14 protein-coding genes are annotated in these 15225 nt (G+C 50.5%); 8 read left to right on the top strand and 6 right to left on the bottom strand.

Annotated features, from left to right (window positions below; translation table 11 throughout):
• Positions 1 to 435: 435 nt before the first annotated feature.
• On the top strand, positions 436 to 1596 hold the full coding sequence (locus ABVF61_RS30230; RefSeq protein ID WP_353997342.1) for an aminotransferase: 1161 nt from the start codon (positions 436 to 438) through the stop codon (positions 1594 to 1596).
• A gap of 143 nt (positions 1597 to 1739) precedes the next feature.
• Here the strand turns inward: ABVF61_RS30230 and ABVF61_RS30235 are convergent, their stop codons facing one another.
• From ABVF61_RS30235 to ABVF61_RS30250, 4 genes are all read right to left on the bottom strand, one after another.
• On the bottom strand, positions 1740 to 2390 hold the full coding sequence (locus ABVF61_RS30235; protein WP_353997343.1) for an amino acid ABC transporter permease: 651 nt from the start codon (positions 2388 to 2390) through the stop codon (positions 1740 to 1742).
• On the bottom strand, positions 2387 to 3043 hold the full coding sequence (locus ABVF61_RS30240) for an amino acid ABC transporter permease (RefSeq protein WP_353997344.1): 657 nt from the start codon (positions 3041 to 3043) through the stop codon (positions 2387 to 2389). The genes ABVF61_RS30235 and ABVF61_RS30240 overlap by 4 nt, the downstream gene beginning before the upstream one ends.
• 6 nt (positions 3044 to 3049) lie before the next feature.
• Positions 3050 to 3853 (bottom strand): transporter substrate-binding domain-containing protein, encoded by an 804-nt coding sequence (locus tag ABVF61_RS30245; protein ID WP_502950037.1) that lies wholly within the window; start codon positions 3851 to 3853, stop codon positions 3050 to 3052.
• A gap of 193 nt (positions 3854 to 4046) precedes the next feature.
• On the bottom strand, positions 4047 to 4772 hold the full coding sequence (locus ABVF61_RS30250) for a GntR family transcriptional regulator (protein ID WP_353997345.1): 726 nt from the start codon (positions 4770 to 4772) through the stop codon (positions 4047 to 4049).
• 396 nt (positions 4773 to 5168) lie between these two features.
• Between ABVF61_RS30250 and ABVF61_RS30255 the strand changes: the two genes are divergently transcribed.
• Entirely contained in the window at positions 5169 to 5558 is a 390-nt protein-coding gene (locus ABVF61_RS30255) for a RidA family protein (protein ID WP_353997346.1), read from the top strand.
• 616 nt (positions 5559 to 6174) lie between these two features.
• Here the strand turns inward: ABVF61_RS30255 and ABVF61_RS30265 are convergent.
• Entirely contained in the window at positions 6175 to 6858 is a 684-nt protein-coding gene (locus ABVF61_RS30265) for a hypothetical protein (protein ID WP_353997347.1), read from the bottom strand.
• A gap of 107 nt (positions 6859 to 6965) precedes the next feature.
• On the opposite strand from ABVF61_RS30265, the gene ABVF61_RS30270 reads away from it, so the two are divergent.
• From ABVF61_RS30270 to ABVF61_RS30290, 5 genes are all read left to right on the top strand, one after another.
• Positions 6966 to 7622 carry an RraA family protein gene (locus tag ABVF61_RS30270; protein ID WP_353997348.1) on the top strand — a complete coding sequence of 219 codons (657 nt, stop codon included), beginning with the start codon at positions 6966 to 6968 and terminating at the stop codon, positions 7620 to 7622.
• 685 nt (positions 7623 to 8307) lie between these two features.
• Positions 8308 to 9828 (top strand): ABC transporter substrate-binding protein, encoded by a 1521-nt coding sequence (locus tag ABVF61_RS30275; RefSeq protein WP_353997349.1) that lies wholly within the window; start codon positions 8308 to 8310, stop codon positions 9826 to 9828.
• Positions 9829 to 9890: 62 nt separating this feature from the next.
• Positions 9891 to 10814, top strand: coding sequence for an ABC transporter permease (locus tag ABVF61_RS30280; RefSeq protein ID WP_353997350.1), 924 nt, complete (start codon positions 9891 to 9893; stop codon positions 10812 to 10814).
• A complete protein-coding gene (locus ABVF61_RS30285; RefSeq protein ID WP_353997351.1) occupies positions 10811 to 11683 on the top strand; it encodes an ABC transporter permease in 873 nt (290 codons plus the stop codon). The genes ABVF61_RS30280 and ABVF61_RS30285 overlap by 4 nt, the downstream gene beginning before the upstream one ends.
• Positions 11680 to 13326 carry a dipeptide ABC transporter ATP-binding protein gene (locus tag ABVF61_RS30290; RefSeq protein ID WP_353997352.1) on the top strand — a complete coding sequence of 549 codons (1647 nt, stop codon included), beginning with the start codon at positions 11680 to 11682 and terminating at the stop codon, positions 13324 to 13326. Before ABVF61_RS30285 ends, ABVF61_RS30290 begins: the two co-directional genes overlap by 4 nt.
• Before the next feature lie 406 nt (positions 13327 to 13732).
• On the opposite strand, the gene ABVF61_RS30295 is transcribed toward ABVF61_RS30290, so the two are convergent.
• Entirely contained in the window at positions 13733 to 14077 is a 345-nt protein-coding gene (locus ABVF61_RS30295; protein WP_353997353.1) for a RidA family protein, read from the bottom strand.
• Between the two features lie 166 nt (positions 14078 to 14243).
• Here ABVF61_RS30295 and ABVF61_RS30300 point away from each other — a divergent pair, with 166 nt between their 5' ends.
• On the top strand, positions 14244 to 15173 hold the full coding sequence (locus ABVF61_RS30300; protein WP_353997354.1) for a LysR family transcriptional regulator: 930 nt from the start codon (positions 14244 to 14246) through the stop codon (positions 15171 to 15173).
• Positions 15174 to 15225: the final 52 nt, after the last annotated feature.

The following is a 15225-nucleotide window of genomic DNA, read 5'->3' on the forward strand; positions in this document are numbered from 1 at the left end:
ATAATTCTCGGTTATCATTACACGTTGGCATACGGGAATTGGTCTTGACGTCCTGCTTCCGATGATTAGGACCGTTTGACATGAGCATCTTCTCGTAAATTGCCAAGCGGTCAACACGGGGAAGATGGATCAAAAAGTCCAGGGTTTCTGTGAAACAGATTACGTTAGTTATCCAGCAGGTCATTTCAAGATTAATTGGTAAGTTGACTTTTGGACGGTAAAATTATGTGTAGCGTATCTTCTGATACCCCTAAAATGGAAATTACCAAATTTCAGCTGATTAAGACGCCATATTTGTTATTGTCTTCAACGAAAAAATAATAAGGGACGTAAAAAATTGCTGTCTCAAAGGATTTTTCTGTTGGCGATTTGCCTTTTTTTCGTTCAAGAGCAGTTATAATCGTTTGAGCTCTGTTCTATTTACGAGGGCGCTACATGAAGGTACTTAATATTAATCCGTCTGTTGCTGCGCTGAAGCCACCGCCTATTCCATTGGTTCAACAATCTGCTGCACGATATGATGGTAAGTTGGGGCCGCTGATCGACCTGTCGCAAGCGGTTCCAGGATACGCTACTCATCCATCGTTGTTGGAGGCATTGAAGAGCGCTGCAGGCCGGCCTGAATTGCTCGGCTATGGAGATATTGAAGGCGAAACCGAGCTACGCGTTGCCTACGCCACACATGTATCAGCGCTCTATCAAGCTTCAATCTCTTCTTCGCAGACTCATATAACGTCAGGGTGCAATCAGGCATTTTCGGTGATTGCGACAGCGCTGGCGGGTAAAGGCGACAGCATGCTTCTACTGACGCCGCTATACTTCAATCATGAAACCACTCTGGACATGTTTGGAATAAAAATCAAAACGGTTGCGACACAAGCCGACAACCGGTTCCTGCCGGACATCGACGCACTCAGAATGGCGATCACATCTGACGTGAAAGCAATCGTTTGTGTGACACCAAACAATCCAACAGGTGCAATCTACCCGCCCTTACTCATCAATGAGCTTTTTGACTTGTGCGCCAAAAAAGGAATCTGGCTCGTACTGGATGAAACCTATCGCGATTTTGGGCCCTCCGACGCTGCACCGCACTCGTTGCTGCAAAAGAAGGAATGGCAAGATCACTTCATCGGTCTCTACAGCTTCTCAAAGTCACTGTGCATTCCAGGCCACCGCCTCGGCGCAATCTTGGCGGGTGAACAAATCATCCAAGCTGTCACGAAGATCATGGACAATCTGCAAATATGCGCGCCGCGTCCACCGCAAGTTGCCGTGGCTGAAAGACTGAATGAACTCGATGCGTGGCGTGAACAGAACCGCCAAGAAATCCTGAATCGGCAAAAAGCACTTGAAGCCGTAATCGCTGATCTACCCGGTTGGGCCATCATCTCGATTGGCAGCTATTTCAGCTATGTGAGGCACCCATTGGATTTCAGCTCTTCGGTGGAGGCAGCGGCGTATTTGGCGCAACAGCGAGGTGTCGTGACATTACCCGGCGCTTTCTTCGGCAGCGGTCAGATGCCGTTTCTTCGCTTCGCCTTCGCCAACGCGACCTGCGCCGAGTTGAATGAGCTGCGCGGTCGTCTCGGCTGATTGCGTGAAGATTGCTTCGATGCATATGCGACCGTTGGTCGACTTACTTAGTATCATCGGCGCGTCTTTGATGGGCTCAAAGACGCGCTCAAGTGTGTTTTTCTGTTTGATCCTGCAAGCTTGTCCATGAGTCAGTGAGAAATCTATCCACCCTGAGCAGCCTTGCGTTCCAGGATTCGCGAGTACAGAGTTAGAGGCAAGCAAATCAAGAAGAAGATGAGAGCGACAAAGCCGTAAACCTTCAGTGGCTCGAATGTGGCATTATTTATGACCCCGGCCACTCGTACAAGTTCTTCGAAACCGATAATCGAGGTTACGGCAGTGGCTTTGATTAGCTGAACAAGAAAGCCTACGGTTGGTGCACGAACATAGTCGAACGCTTGAGGCAAAATAATGAGACGCATTTGCTGATACCAACTCAGGCCAAGCGCTGCACTACCGTCCCATTGGCCTTTATCGACTGCTTGTACCCCGCCACGCCAGATCTCACCCAAGAACGCGCTGGCATAGAAGGTTAAGCCAAGGGCGGCTGTACCCCATGCGTCGGTCCGAAGGCCTAACATTGGTAATCCGAAGAAAATAATGAAGAGCTGCAGGATCAAAGGTGTGCCTTGAAATAGGCCGATGTAAGCTTTTGCGAGGGTCCTAACATAGCGGCGAGATGAGATACGCATTGTCATGATGCCTAGACCAACAAGACCGCCTCCCAAAAAGGCAATTGCGGACAGGGCCAGTGTCCAGCGTGCAGCAAGAAGCAGATTCCGAATGATGTCCCAGTTGCTAAATTCAATCATGTGATGTCCGCCGAAATAAAGCGTCTCCCAATCGCCACCAAAAAGCGACGCATTGAGATGGCCATGAGCAGATAGATAACCGCCACGACTGAATAGGCCTCAAAAGCACGATATGTCTTAGATTGCCAAAGCTCCGCCATATGTGTGAGTTCACGCACTGCGATCTGTGAGACAACAGCGGACTCCAGCATCATGATTATTATCTGACTGGCGAGCGCGGGATAGATTACGATCAACGCTTGCGGCAAGATAACTTTGAGGAAGCCTATGTGCTTACGCAACCCTAGCGCCTGGAAAGCATCCCATTGCCCGCTTGGCACAGCATCCAGGCCAGCCCCGATGATTTCTGTCGTATAAGCCGTCACATTTAAAATCATAGCGAGAAGGGCGGCGTATACCGGATCAAGTCGGATGCCCAAGGCTGGAAGTCCGAAATATATGAAAAACAGTTGAACCAGGAACGGTGTATTGCGGATCAACTCGACGTAACAAACGACCAGTACACGTAGCAGACGATATCCACTGCGTTTCGTTGCTGCCAAAAGCGTGCTGAGAACAACACCCACCACCGCAGTGACCGAAATCAAAAACAGTGTCATGGAGACGCCTTGCGCGATAGCGCTCAGCGCCTCCTTGAGTACCTCAAGGCTCATGTCCGCCTAATTCCTGACGAGATTCGCCGGATCAAGCGGAACTTTGAGCCATTTTTCAGATGAAGTGTTCAATGCGCCTGACTCCATCATTTCAGCTATCGCCTCCTTAAGCGCAGCCTTCAACGGCTCTTCGTCATGGTTCAAAGCGACATGGGAGGGCGACGTCAAAAGCTGAAACTTCTGTTCTGGCTCGAGGTCCGTCTGTTCTGCAAGAACCCGTGCGCCTACATCATTACCGACTACCATCAGATCAACCTGGCCTGAGATGAAAGCTTGGATGACTGCGCTGTAGTTGTCGAAACGCCGGATTGTCGTGTCATCGGATGCAGCTTTCGTGAGCGAGGTGTCTTCCAATGTGCCTCGGTTCACGGCAACGGTTTTGCCTGCCAGATCTGCTTCATTCTCGATTTTCATAGCTGCCGGCCCGATTACTCCGATGTAATACGGGGCATAGGGTGCCGCATAGTCGATGACTTTGAAGCGCTCGTCGCTGTAGCCGACGCTCATAAGAACATCGACGCGCTTGTCATTAAGAAGTGGAATGCGATTTTGGCCCGTCACGTTCACGAGTTCAACGTCAACGCCCAATTTCTCGCCAATGAAGTTAGCCACGTCGATGTCATAACCCTGGATACTCAGGTCCGAGCTCGCAGAGGAGAATGGCGGAAAGTCGGGAAAGATACCGATTTTGATCGTACCGCTAGATTTGATATCCTCCAGAGCGTCTGCGGCAACCGAGGATAAGCTTGCCCCGACCAAAAGGACCGCCATCCCAAATACGCTTGCCAACTTCATAATCTGTTGTTTCATTTGTGTTCTCCTTTTCTACTGGAATTACATTTTCTGGTGCGGCTTCTACGACCGCTTATGCTTCAAAGACTTACTGGCTGAATTGTTCCCCTGGATGCGTTACAACTCGCGGATTGGTCTTGAGACAGCCGACATGCTGGCAAGACAGACAGTCTGTCTCGGCTTGGCTAGAAGTCGGTGCACAGAACTAGCCTTATTTTTCATGTTGCAACCTTGGCTCAAGGTCTCGAGCGAAGCGGTTTGAAGCTACTGAAATATGGCTGTCCATGAGTGTGACGGCGAGATCAACCTCGCCTTGGCGATAGGCGTCTAGGATTTTGCGATGTTCATCTTGTGAGACGACGCTCTGGCCATGATGCTGCATATAAATGTGTGTGTATCGATGGGCGATCGTATGCGCCCTCGTGATCATCCGTTCGAGATGACGCATTTTGGCTGGAGCGTAGAAAGCCAGATGCAGCCTGAGGTTCCAATGGCTGGACACGGATACATCCGTCAGCTTCTCGAAGTCATCAATCAATGCTTCGACTTTGTCCAAATCGCTTTCTGTTGCCTTTGGGAGTGACTCCCGGACGGCGAACTTTTCCAAGTGAAGTCGAAGTTTGAAACTCTCAAACATTTCGGACACAGACGTCGCAGAGACCACAAACCCACGATTAGGCTCAAAGTCTACTAAACCTTGACCTTCCAGTTGATGCAGGGCTTCTCGCAAAGGAATTTTACTAGTCTGTAGTGCATCTGCGATACTGGATTGCTTTAAAGCAGTACCACTTTGTAAAAGACCAGAGATGATCGCCTCTCGGATCACGTCAGCTGCTCTTCGTGGCGCATTGGAGGAATCCAGATCCATCCGGTCTGCCAATCGTGACAATTGATTCATCGAGTGATCAAAATCCACGATTTCCACCCTGATGTTCACCTGATATCACCTCCAGGAAGCGAATTTCACCTTCTGAGATATTTGAAACCACTAATCTCAATCCCGTCAAACTTCCTGCTATATCGTATACCTATTGCTGGCATAGGGCGTCACAATTCCTGTAAATCGGTAGATTCGTCGCTGCTTTCATTATGATGGTATACTATTTTATAGACCTAGGGGAGGAAAACTATGAGGAATGTGACTAGGCCGCTCATCGCGGTTGGTCTGAGTGCCGTATCTCTAACAATTGCGGCGCACGCTCTATAGCGGATCAATCTGGCTGTAGACAGTCTATAACTTTTGCCACTTTCGTGATCTGCCTGTTGTTATGTTCTGACGTTAGCGGAGTTGAGCATAAACGATGCACGAGGCTGTCACCTCCAGGATACAAAAATGAGAGAAAAAGTCAGTCTTCCAAAAACCGATAAGCTACTCGCAAAACTCAAAACGCCCACCTCCATTTTGGTGCGAAGCCATGGAACTTTATACAGTTGTGGTGTTCCCCCCATTGACCTCGAAAATGGAACCCTGGTGGAAGGATCGGTTGAAAGTCAGGCTGAGGCCGTATTGGCTTTGATGAAGCAAGCACTCGAAGAAGCTGGATCTTCGATGTCCAAGGTTATCAAAACAACAATCTTCGTCACTGACACAAGCCATTTTGGCCCTGTCAATGAGGTCTATAAAAAGCACTTCGAAGAGCCTTATCCAGTGCGATCATTTATAGCTGTAAAACCCTGGTCCATAAACATGGACATCGAGATTGAGTGTATTGCCGAATGTTGAACCAACTCACGAATTGCGGGCTGCCACAACATCTAATGCAATTCAAAATGATTGGATTGACGCCATGTGATAAACGGTCAATGCAGAATTAGGCTTCGCATGGCTTGGGCTGCAAAAAATGGATGTCAGCGATGAGGTGGCGAGCAAAAAGAACAAAGAAAAGTGGTATGGTGCATTCCAGGTGCTCCAAAGCAACAACCCTACTGTCAATTGAGTAGAGTGGATAGTCATCTGCGGTCGGTCCGGTTCTCGCAAGTTGACACTAATCGGATGCATAAATACGCTTGAGGAACAACTGGCAGGTGAAGTCGTGGTTGAAGGTATCGTCTTGCCCTCAGAACTCAAGAACATCAACATGAGCCGGGCCGACGTTGGGATGTGCTTTCATCACTTCAATGCCTCCCAAACCTTACTATTTTTGAAAATTGCGTGCGCGCTGGCGCAAATTTAGGCGCGAAAGACGCCAAAGAATACAGCCGAAAAGACGGCGGTGTGCTTTCTGAATGAGGTGATATTTCCCTGTCCGAAAAAACGCAATTGTTTTTAAGTCAGATACTTGGGCACAATAAGATTGATAAAGAAGCAGGGCATCGTGCCCAATACATACATATATCACTCATCGTTCAAGCTCCTCAAAGCGCAGCTCCCACATTAGGCTGAATATGAGCCCGTCCTGAATCTGATCCGGTACTGCCTCCATCAGTCGATCGCGGAACTCGGTGGCAGCTTTCCGGTGAATTGCATCTGCGACGATACACCCTGTCCGCTTCCTGTGATCAGATCCCTCCCGCGGCATGGAAGTCGATAAGTGCATATCCGGGCTCAAACCGTGAATACCGAGTATTCCAGGGGTAGACTTTGCGATCTCGGCTGAGCTCAGCATCGTAGCACGTGCTAACACCGATTGATTGGTGATAATCAACGAAATGTATGACCCGGTACCAATACCACTAATCCAGTCGACTTTCATCACGCGCCGAAAGGTGTTGGTGATGCGATCCAAGTTGGTTTTGGACCAATAGCTCTGATCTTCAATCGCATTTTGGTACGCTGGAGACGCGAGCACATCAATCGACCCCACCCGGTACAGCGCCAGATATTTCCGGACGCTAGCGTCCGCAGCCTGATAGCGTCGTGCCCAGACGAACCCGGGTATAGCAACACGTTCTGCTAGATGTTCTTTGTCATACCAGGCATTGAATTCGTCCTCATGCTCTGGCGGGATATCCATCCACGTCATTAGTTGTGCAGCGTCAGTATCGCGAAATCTCATTGCTTCTCCAGTTGTTGATGGGTTCATGAGGTTCATCCTGACTAGCCGCCAAGCGGCAATGTTAATTATAGACCATACCTATTTGACGACATGAACCCCCATTTGTTTTATGTCGTTAAAATCGAGGATGGGCGATGCTGAGATCTGAAATAGAAACTGCGCTTTCAAGCCTAACGGGAGTTGAAACAGCGACGATCGGGCACTTCATGACCGAAGGTTTTTTAGACCCGGAAATATCTGCAATTGTTCCTCAGGCGCGCATTTTTGGTACGGCATTCACCTGCCGTTTTGGTGGTGATGATGGAACCGCGTTGGTCCACGCAGTGTCCGAAGTGGAGCCGGGCCAAATAATTGTAGTTGATCGTATGAATGATAGAAAACACGCATGTTGGGGCGCGGTGATGACGGTAGCCGCGCAGGAGCGCGGCGCTGTTGGAGCTGTCATTGACGGCTATATCACCGACAGAGCTGCAATTGTTGAGGCAGGTTTTCCAATCTGGTGCCGAGGCTTTTCACCTATTACGACCAAGATTGGCAAAGGACATGGCTCCATACGCTTAAAGATCAAATGTGGAAACGTGGTCCTGAAACAGGACGACGTCGTTCTTGCCGACGAAAATGGGGTCGTCGTTCTAAACCCGGAAGATGTTGCCGCTATAGCTGCGAAAGCGCACGAGCTCCAAGGCCAAGAACCTAAGGTGATTGAACAGCTCCGAAAGGGAAAGAGTTACGCGGAAATCAACCCACCTCCCGAACTCTTCGATCATCATAATGATATGCCGCCGAAGTAGGGCGCAGACCAGGATGGCCTGGGCGCAATGATGATTACCTCGAAGAAGTAACTAAGACTAGCCAGGGCCGCTTTAACACACGCTCTTGACATGGATGCTCTGGATCAATCCAGGAGCTAAATCCACGTTCTTTGTAACGAAGAATTTCTTGGATGCAAGCCGGGTCTTTGCTTGCAGGATATGACTCTTGAACGAGGTGACTTAAGACGGCAGTCTTTCCAAGTCTGCAAGCGCTTATTGTGTTTGTATAGCCCCTAGAGAGCTTCTGCAAAGAATATCGGGTCAAGTGGCTTCGTGGCCTTCGAAAGGGCTCCAAGTTCACCGAAGGTTTCTTCACTAATTTTAAGGTAGAAGGGCCAAGATGGGCACGGCCAATTGCATTGACCATTTCAAGCGCTGCGCGGTGGCGCATTTCACCGAGCCTGGCTAGCGGTTATTTGCCCACGGGCAGCGCCTAGTTGTGACGCTTCTTTGGTGTGTTCCAAATGCCAGTCGCGTCGGAAACGATTACCTCAGGCCCGACCAACTAGGCGGCCGCGTTTTTCGGGTGCGAGGAAGTCTATGGATAACATAGGGCAACTCTATTTGACCCCGCCCTGCCTACGATCTCATTCTTTCAAGAAAAATAAATGCCACAGTGGAGACGTACCGCCCAGACAGTTTTAAAGCAACGGGGAACACTCAGATGATTCGAAGAATAAACACCGTAACTATAGCTTTTGCGGCGATCATATCGCTGAGCCTTTCCATGCCAGCATCTGCCGGTAAGGATGACAATACATTGAATGTTGCCTTTGCTGCAGAACCTGAACCATTGGACACTTACAAGATTGCAGGTCGTGAAGGATTGATCCTCACGCGGCATATCTACGACGGACTGCTTTACAAAGACTTGGATACTGGCGAAATTTTGCCTGCCTTGGCCGAAAGCTGGGAATTTACAGGTCCGCTAACCATAGAATTTACACTCAGGAAGGGTGTGAAGTTTCACAATGGCGCTGCGTTTTCTGCAGATGATGTCGTAACTACACTCAATACGGTGATCAACCCTGACTACGGAACACGTTATTTGATCTCGGTTGACTGGATCGAGAGTGTCGAAAAAATCGACGACTATAAGGTGCGCATCAATATGTCCAAGCCCTTCGCTGGTGCTGTGGAGATGCTGGCCGACGCATTATCGATCTATCCTCATGAATTCTTTTCAAAGAACGGTACTGACGGCATAAGCAGAACTCCGATCGGCACCGGACCATACCGGCTTGTCGAACAAGAGCCCGGGGTACGCTATGTGTTGGAGCGTTTTGAAGATCATTATGCGGACAGCCCGAAGAGTGGCGCCAGTATCGACAGGATTGTCGTGCGCTCAATACCCGAGATGAATACTCAGTACGCCGAACTCATGGCGGGTGACTTGGATTGGATTTGGCGGATTCCACCCGATCAAGCCGCTAGACTTGAAAGTCGCGTTCAGATCATTAGCGCGCCAATCATGCGTATCGGCTACGTAGGATTTGCACCCGAGGCTTTGAATGGTGACAGCCCTGTATCTGATCCCAAAGTACGTCAGGCCCTTATCCACGCAACGAACCGCGGCGCTATTGTCGACGCCTTTGCCGGTGGCGCATCGAAGGTACTGAACACACCCTGCAACCCAGCACAATTTGGCTGCGCACAAGATGTGGCTCAATATGAGTTCAACCCCGACAAAGCGAAAGCGCTTCTTGCCGATGCGGGTTACGTTGATGGGTTTGAGCTTGAAATGATCTTTGCCGCGATGCCGCGAGCAACTGCCGAGGCAGTCGCCGGCGATTTGGCAAATGTCGGCGTCACAGTGAACTTGAACGAACAGCAATACGCGGCTGGCATAGGTCAATGGCGCAACAAGGAAGTTCCCGCCTTCTTCTCGAATTGGGGAAGTTATGGGATCGGCGACGTCGTCTTTATTCTATCAAACTTTTTTGGGGGTGGAGCAGATGATCTTGTGCAAGACCCGGAACTGGCGCAATGGTTGAAAGAAGCCGACACATCATCAGATCGCGCTGAGCGCGAGGCACTTTACACCAAGGCCGTAAAGCGGATTGCAGAACAAGCCTATTGGATGCCGATGTATAATTTCAACGTCAACTACGGCCTTTCTCCTGATCTGTCTTTCACTCCGCACCCGGATGAATTTGCCAGATGGTGGCAGGCCGACTGGAAATAAAGTCTCCCTCATGACTGAGTGAACTGCTTTGTGGTTCACTCCCTTTTTCTTGTTTGGCCTAAATGACGGTATTCATACTCAAACGGCTCGTGATAGCTTTTTTTGTCTGCCTTGCGGTCTCGGCAATCAGCTTTGCCTTGATGTTTCTCTCTGGTGACCCGGCGATTGCTATCGCAGGCTCAGGTGGCCGCGCAGAAGATGCGGAGGCAATTCGGGTCGCTTATGGATTTGATCGACCAATTCTCGTTCAATATGTGGATTGGATCTGGTCCGCTCTCCAAGGTAATTTAGGACAGTCGATCTACTTCAACATCCCTGTTTCGGAAATCATCGGCAACCGGATTGGTGTTACGTTAACACTAGGATTCATAGCATTTGGCGTAGCTCTGATAGTTGCGGTTCCGCTGGGGATCGCCGCAGCCATGCATCCCAACGGCCTGATTGACCGGATCGCGCTGATACTCGCTGTCACCGGGCAGGCAATCCCCAGCTTCTGGCTTGGATTGATGGCAATTGTTGTCTTTGGTGTCTGGTACGGATGGGTGCCCATCTCCGGCACTGACGAATGGCAAGGTTACATCTTGCCAGTGATCGTACTTAGCTATTACGCACTTCCAGAAATGATGCGGATCACCCGTTCCGGAATGATTGATGTTCTGGCATCGGATTATGTGCGTGCCGCCTACGCCAAAGGATTGCCGGCACGTCAGGTCATCTGGAAACATGCTTTGCGTAACGCTGTACTGCCACTCGTGTCACTGTCGGCTGTGCAACTAGGGCAGCTGTTATCCGGATCCATTGTCATTGAAAGCGTATTCGCCCTGAATGGCATGGGTCGGCTGGCCTGGGAATCATTGTTGCGAAGCGATCTACCTGTCGTTCAGGCGATTATTCTGCTGCTGTCATTGCTTTATGTTGTGCTCACAACATTGGCCGATATTTTTAACGCGCTCCTTGACCCACGATTGCGGGGAGCCTCAGTGTGACCGATCAAGTTGTCAACTCTCGTTCAAGCCCGGTATTGCGACGTATCCTTACAAATTCAGGAGTAACGATAGGTGGCGGTATCCTCATCATCTTTGTCCTGATGGCAATACTCGCGCCACTGTTGGCTCCGCATGATCCGTATGCGCAAGACCTCTCGCGCCGTATATTGCCGCCATTCTGGCATGACCGGTCGGTATCCGAACATCTGCTTGGAACAGATCATCTGGGAAGAGATTATCTCTCGCGATTGATCTATGGATCTCGTGTGTCTCTTGGTGTGAGTGCAGGGGTGATTTTGGTGGCCGGCTCGATAGGGATCACTTTGGGCCTGTTTGCCGGTTACTTCGGCGGTCGCGTCGATATGGTTATAAGTTTTATAATTACAACGCGGTTATCACTTCCCATCGTCCTGGTGGCGCTCGCTGCGGTCGCCGTCGGTGGCGCATCGCTACGCACTTTGATCCTGGTCATGGGCCTCTTGCTGTGGGACCGGTTCGCCGTTGTTACGCGGGCGGCGACACAAAGTTTACGAAGCCAAGAGTTCATCATCGGCCTTAGGGCGATCGGTGCCAGAATTCCCCGAATTTTGTTTTTGGAAATCCTGCCGAACATGCGCAGCACAATATTGGTAGTTGTTACTCTGGAAGTGGCTAATGTCATTCTTCTGGAGGCGGCTCTGTCTTTCTTGGGTTTGGGAGTGCGCCCTCCCACGCCCTCGTGGGGACTAATGATCGCAGAGGGGCGCGACAACATTCTTTTTGACCCATGGCTGATCGCCCTACCGGGCAGCTTGCTCTGCCTGCTCGTTCTTGCGGTCAACCTGTTTGGCGATGGGTTGCGTGACATCACGGGGCCAAAACGCAAATGACCGAACCCTTGCTTGACATCCGCAATCTGCGCGTCTCAATCCCAACTGATGACGGCACGTTGAAAGCCGTTCGAGGTGTGGACCTCCAGGTGAACGCTGGCGAAACATTGTGTTTAGTTGGTGAAAGCGGATGCGGTAAGTCGATGACCGCAAACGCGATCATGGGACTTTTGCCGCGCTATGCCATACAGAAGAACGATGGTTTTTCGATCTGCGGAACAACCCTTAACGGCAATTCTGCTACCGCCCTGCGAAGATTGCGGGGAACAAAGATGGCGATGATTTTTCAGGACCCGACTGCCGCGCTAAATCCGACACTTACTATAGGAAAGCAATTAACCGAGGCGGTGATACGTTTCGAGCGTCTGTCGCGAAAACAAGCCAATGCGCGTGCCATTGATATGCTCGGGCGTGTTGGTATCACCCGAGCAGCCTCACGGCTACCGCTCTATCCCCACGAATTTTCGGGCGGTCAGCGGCAACGCATTATGATCGCTCAAGCACTGATGTGCCGACCTAAGCTATTGATTGCAGATGAGCCTACGACAGCCCTGGATGTTACCATTCAGGCGCAAATCCTGAGATTGCTGAAAGACTTGCAGGAGGAAATGGGCCTTGGTCTGCTTTTTATAACCCATGATCTTGGTGTAGTTGCGGCCGTCGCCACAGAAGTAGCTGTGATGTTTGATGGCCAGATCATCGAACGCGCGCCGCGCGATGAGTTGTTTAGAAACCCTGCTCATCATTACACCCAGAAGCTGCTGAAAGCTATTCCAACTCCGGGGAGCATGCCAAGGCGTCAACTATCGCGCATGTCTCCTCCCGTGATTGAAGTTGATAGTATTGCTAAGGCCTACCACCTGCGGCGCGGCATGTTCAAAGAGCCCGAGAAAATTGTGGCTGTGGACCAGCTTTCTATAGAGCTGCATGAAGGTGAAACCCTTGGCCTGGTTGGCGAATCCGGTAGTGGTAAGAGCACTGCACTGAACATGATCCTTGGGCTGCGCAAGCCGGATGCAGGCGAAGTGCGTATTGATGGGCGTCCAATCGAAAAAATCCCTGTCGCCGAGAGAGTACGGCTCATTCAACCTGTTTTTCAGAATCCAAATGCATCGCTTAATCCCATGCGACGAATTCGCGATCTAGTGACCCAGCCGTTGCGCCTACATGGGGTCGAACAGAACAACAGAGATGTAGACGAGTTGCTTGAACGCATTGGACTTAAAGCCAGGTTGGCAAATGCCTATCCCGGAGAACTGTCTGGTGGCCAGCGGCAACGCGTCGCGATCGCCCGAGCGCTTGTCCTTCGCCCACGTGTATTGATCTGTGATGAACCAACATCTGCCTTGGACGTTTCTGTACAGGCGGAGGTTATCAAATTGCTGCTGGAATTGCGGCGTGACCTCAACCTGACCATGATTTTCGTCAGCCATGATTTGTCGGTAGTCCAACATCTATCCGACCGGATCGCCGTTATGTATCTCGGCCGCAAAGTAGAGGAAGCTACTACGCGTGCTTTGTTCGACACCCCACAGCATCCCTACACACGTTCGCTGTTGGGCTCGATGCTAACTCTTGGTGCTGACGGTGCTTTGCCAGACTTACCGACGGGAAACGTAGCTGCTGATAGCTTTGTGCAGTGAAGTGGTTGTGCTTTCACTCCTGATTGCTCGCATTCGGCCGACAAGTCAGCTTTTAGCTGCACCCACTACGCTAATTTGATGTAACCCCTCCCCAAAGACAGGGCCGCTCGGGTCTTTTTATAGGAAACGTTGCTATTCGCCCCGGTTGTCGGGGCTGCAGGCAAAGCGTGGTCCATGCGGCGGTCTGGTTGACCGTGAGCGGATCGCGACGATGTTCTGGGGGCTGAAAACCGGGCCTCCAACGGTCCAATTCAGTCCTGCTCCAGTGTTGCAGCGCTTGCCCGATATCCCATATCGAACTGCGCACCACATCTTGGATACGACATAATCAGCCCATCGTCTAGTTTACTAATTCAGTAGGGCAATATTCAGAGATAAATTTCAACGAGTACTGATAGAAATCTACTCAGATTGCTGCAGTAACGATGAATTCTACAAAATATCCTGGTGTAGCCAGTTTGGCTTCTCCGCACGCACGCGCAGGGGGATTTTGAATGTCGATCCACGAATCGTAAACTTCATTCATGGCTTCAAAATCAGCCATATCGGCAAGCCAAACTATAACTTGAAGAGCCTTGGATTTGCTCGTACCAGCTTCGGCCAAGAGACGGTCAACTTCTGACAGGGCATCTCGCGTTTGAGTGGCAATGTCGGTTCCCTCCGATCCGACCTGACCGGCCAAATAGACCGTGTCTTTGTGAATGACGATCTGGCTCATCCGTTTCCCTGAATGCATGTATGTCGGCGCCATTTTCACTGTCCTCTTGTTTGGATTCGAGAATACGGATTTCTAACGCCTACCAGGATTCAGTGTCCAACGGACAGCCATAGACAATGCCTATACTTAGTATACTGCTTTTCTATCACACTCGTACTATCATGTTCGTCAACGGGAGACGCAGGGACATTTAAAACTGATGGAAGCGGAAGAGCAGGAGCTGAACTGGAACTTGTTCCGGGTTTTTTTCGTGATCGCGGAAGAAAAGGGGATCACGAAGGCTGCAAACCGTCTCGGCCTGCGCCAGCCTTCGGTCAGCAGTTCACTGCAAAAGCTGGAAGCCCAGCTCGGATGTCAACTTGTCTTCAGGGACAGCAGAAGTTTTGAACTGACCTTGCGTGGCGAAAAGATCTATCAGGAATGCAAGGAAATCTTCCTTTCCGCCGAACGAATTCAGTCTCTTGTGCGTGACGCGACCGCCGAGGAGCGTGGCGAACTCAGCTATCAGATTATCAGCTATCTGCATTCCTCGTTATTGGATGAGCTGTTTCGTCTCTATCATCAGCGGTATCCGTCAGTCATATTCCGCGGCAAAGTTCAGAATAGTCAGGATATTCTGGACAATATTTTGAAAGGCAGCGTGGCTATCGGCATTTGCCTGTTACCAAAACCTGTCGCAAATTTGCCGTCCATCAGGCTGTTTCGGGAAGAGTTCAAAGTCTATTGCGGAGCAGAACATCCCTATTTCGGTCAAGAATCCATCAGTCTGCGCGATCTTCGACAGGAACCGTTTATTTCTTTTTCCTGTGCTTCGGGCGCCAGCGGCCTGGAACCGATGATCGATCTTCGCAACCGGGCGAGGATCGGTGAAAGAACCACAGGCGAAAGCACCAATTTCGAGGAAGTCCGGCGAATGATCGTCGCCGGATTGGGCATCGGCATTCTGCCGTATCCAGCCGTGAAGGATGACATTGTCGACGGGGTGCTATGGCCAATCGACATTGCGGATGAAGCGATCGGAGCTGACGTCTATCTTGTGCATGCGCCAGAGCAGGACCTGAAACCCGCAGAGCGCAAATTCGTCGACCTGCTCAAGGAATTGAAAAAGCTTTACCCAGATCTTGAATAGCGAAACGCGCATCGGTAAGCGCACGAATGCCCGGCAAAAACAGCACTTGCTC

This window comes from Roseibium sp. HPY-6 (assembly GCF_040530035.1).
Classification (GTDB): Bacteria; Pseudomonadota; Alphaproteobacteria; order Rhizobiales; family Stappiaceae; genus Roseibium.

Coding starts and splice junctions, on each gene's coding strand:
- ABVF61_RS30230 (WP_353997342.1), top strand. CDS start 436: ATGAAGGTACTTAATATTAATCCGTCTGTTGCTGCGCTGAAGCCACCG.
- ABVF61_RS30235 (WP_353997343.1), bottom strand. CDS start 2,390: ATGATTGAATTTAGCAACTGGGACATCATTCGGAATCTGCTTCTTGCT.
- ABVF61_RS30240 (WP_353997344.1), bottom strand. CDS start 3,043: ATGAGCCTTGAGGTACTCAAGGAGGCGCTGAGCGCTATCGCGCAAGGC.
- ABVF61_RS30245 (WP_502950037.1), bottom strand. CDS start 3,853: ATGAAACAACAGATTATGAAGTTGGCAAGCGTATTTGGGATGGCGGTC.
- ABVF61_RS30255 (WP_353997346.1), top strand. CDS start 5,169: ATGAGAGAAAAAGTCAGTCTTCCAAAAACCGATAAGCTACTCGCAAAA.
- ABVF61_RS30265 (WP_353997347.1), bottom strand. CDS start 6,858: ATGAACCCATCAACAACTGGAGAAGCAATGAGATTTCGCGATACTGAC.
- ABVF61_RS30270 (WP_353997348.1), top strand. CDS start 6,966: ATGCTGAGATCTGAAATAGAAACTGCGCTTTCAAGCCTAACGGGAGTT.
- ABVF61_RS30275 (WP_353997349.1), top strand. CDS start 8,308: ATGATTCGAAGAATAAACACCGTAACTATAGCTTTTGCGGCGATCATA.
- ABVF61_RS30280 (WP_353997350.1), top strand. CDS start 9,891: ATGACGGTATTCATACTCAAACGGCTCGTGATAGCTTTTTTTGTCTGC.
- ABVF61_RS30290 (WP_353997352.1), top strand. CDS start 11,680: ATGACCGAACCCTTGCTTGACATCCGCAATCTGCGCGTCTCAATCCCA.
- ABVF61_RS30295 (WP_353997353.1), bottom strand. CDS start 14,077: ATGGCGCCGACATACATGCATTCAGGGAAACGGATGAGCCAGATCGTC.
- ABVF61_RS30300 (WP_353997354.1), top strand. CDS start 14,244: ATGGAAGCGGAAGAGCAGGAGCTGAACTGGAACTTGTTCCGGGTTTTT.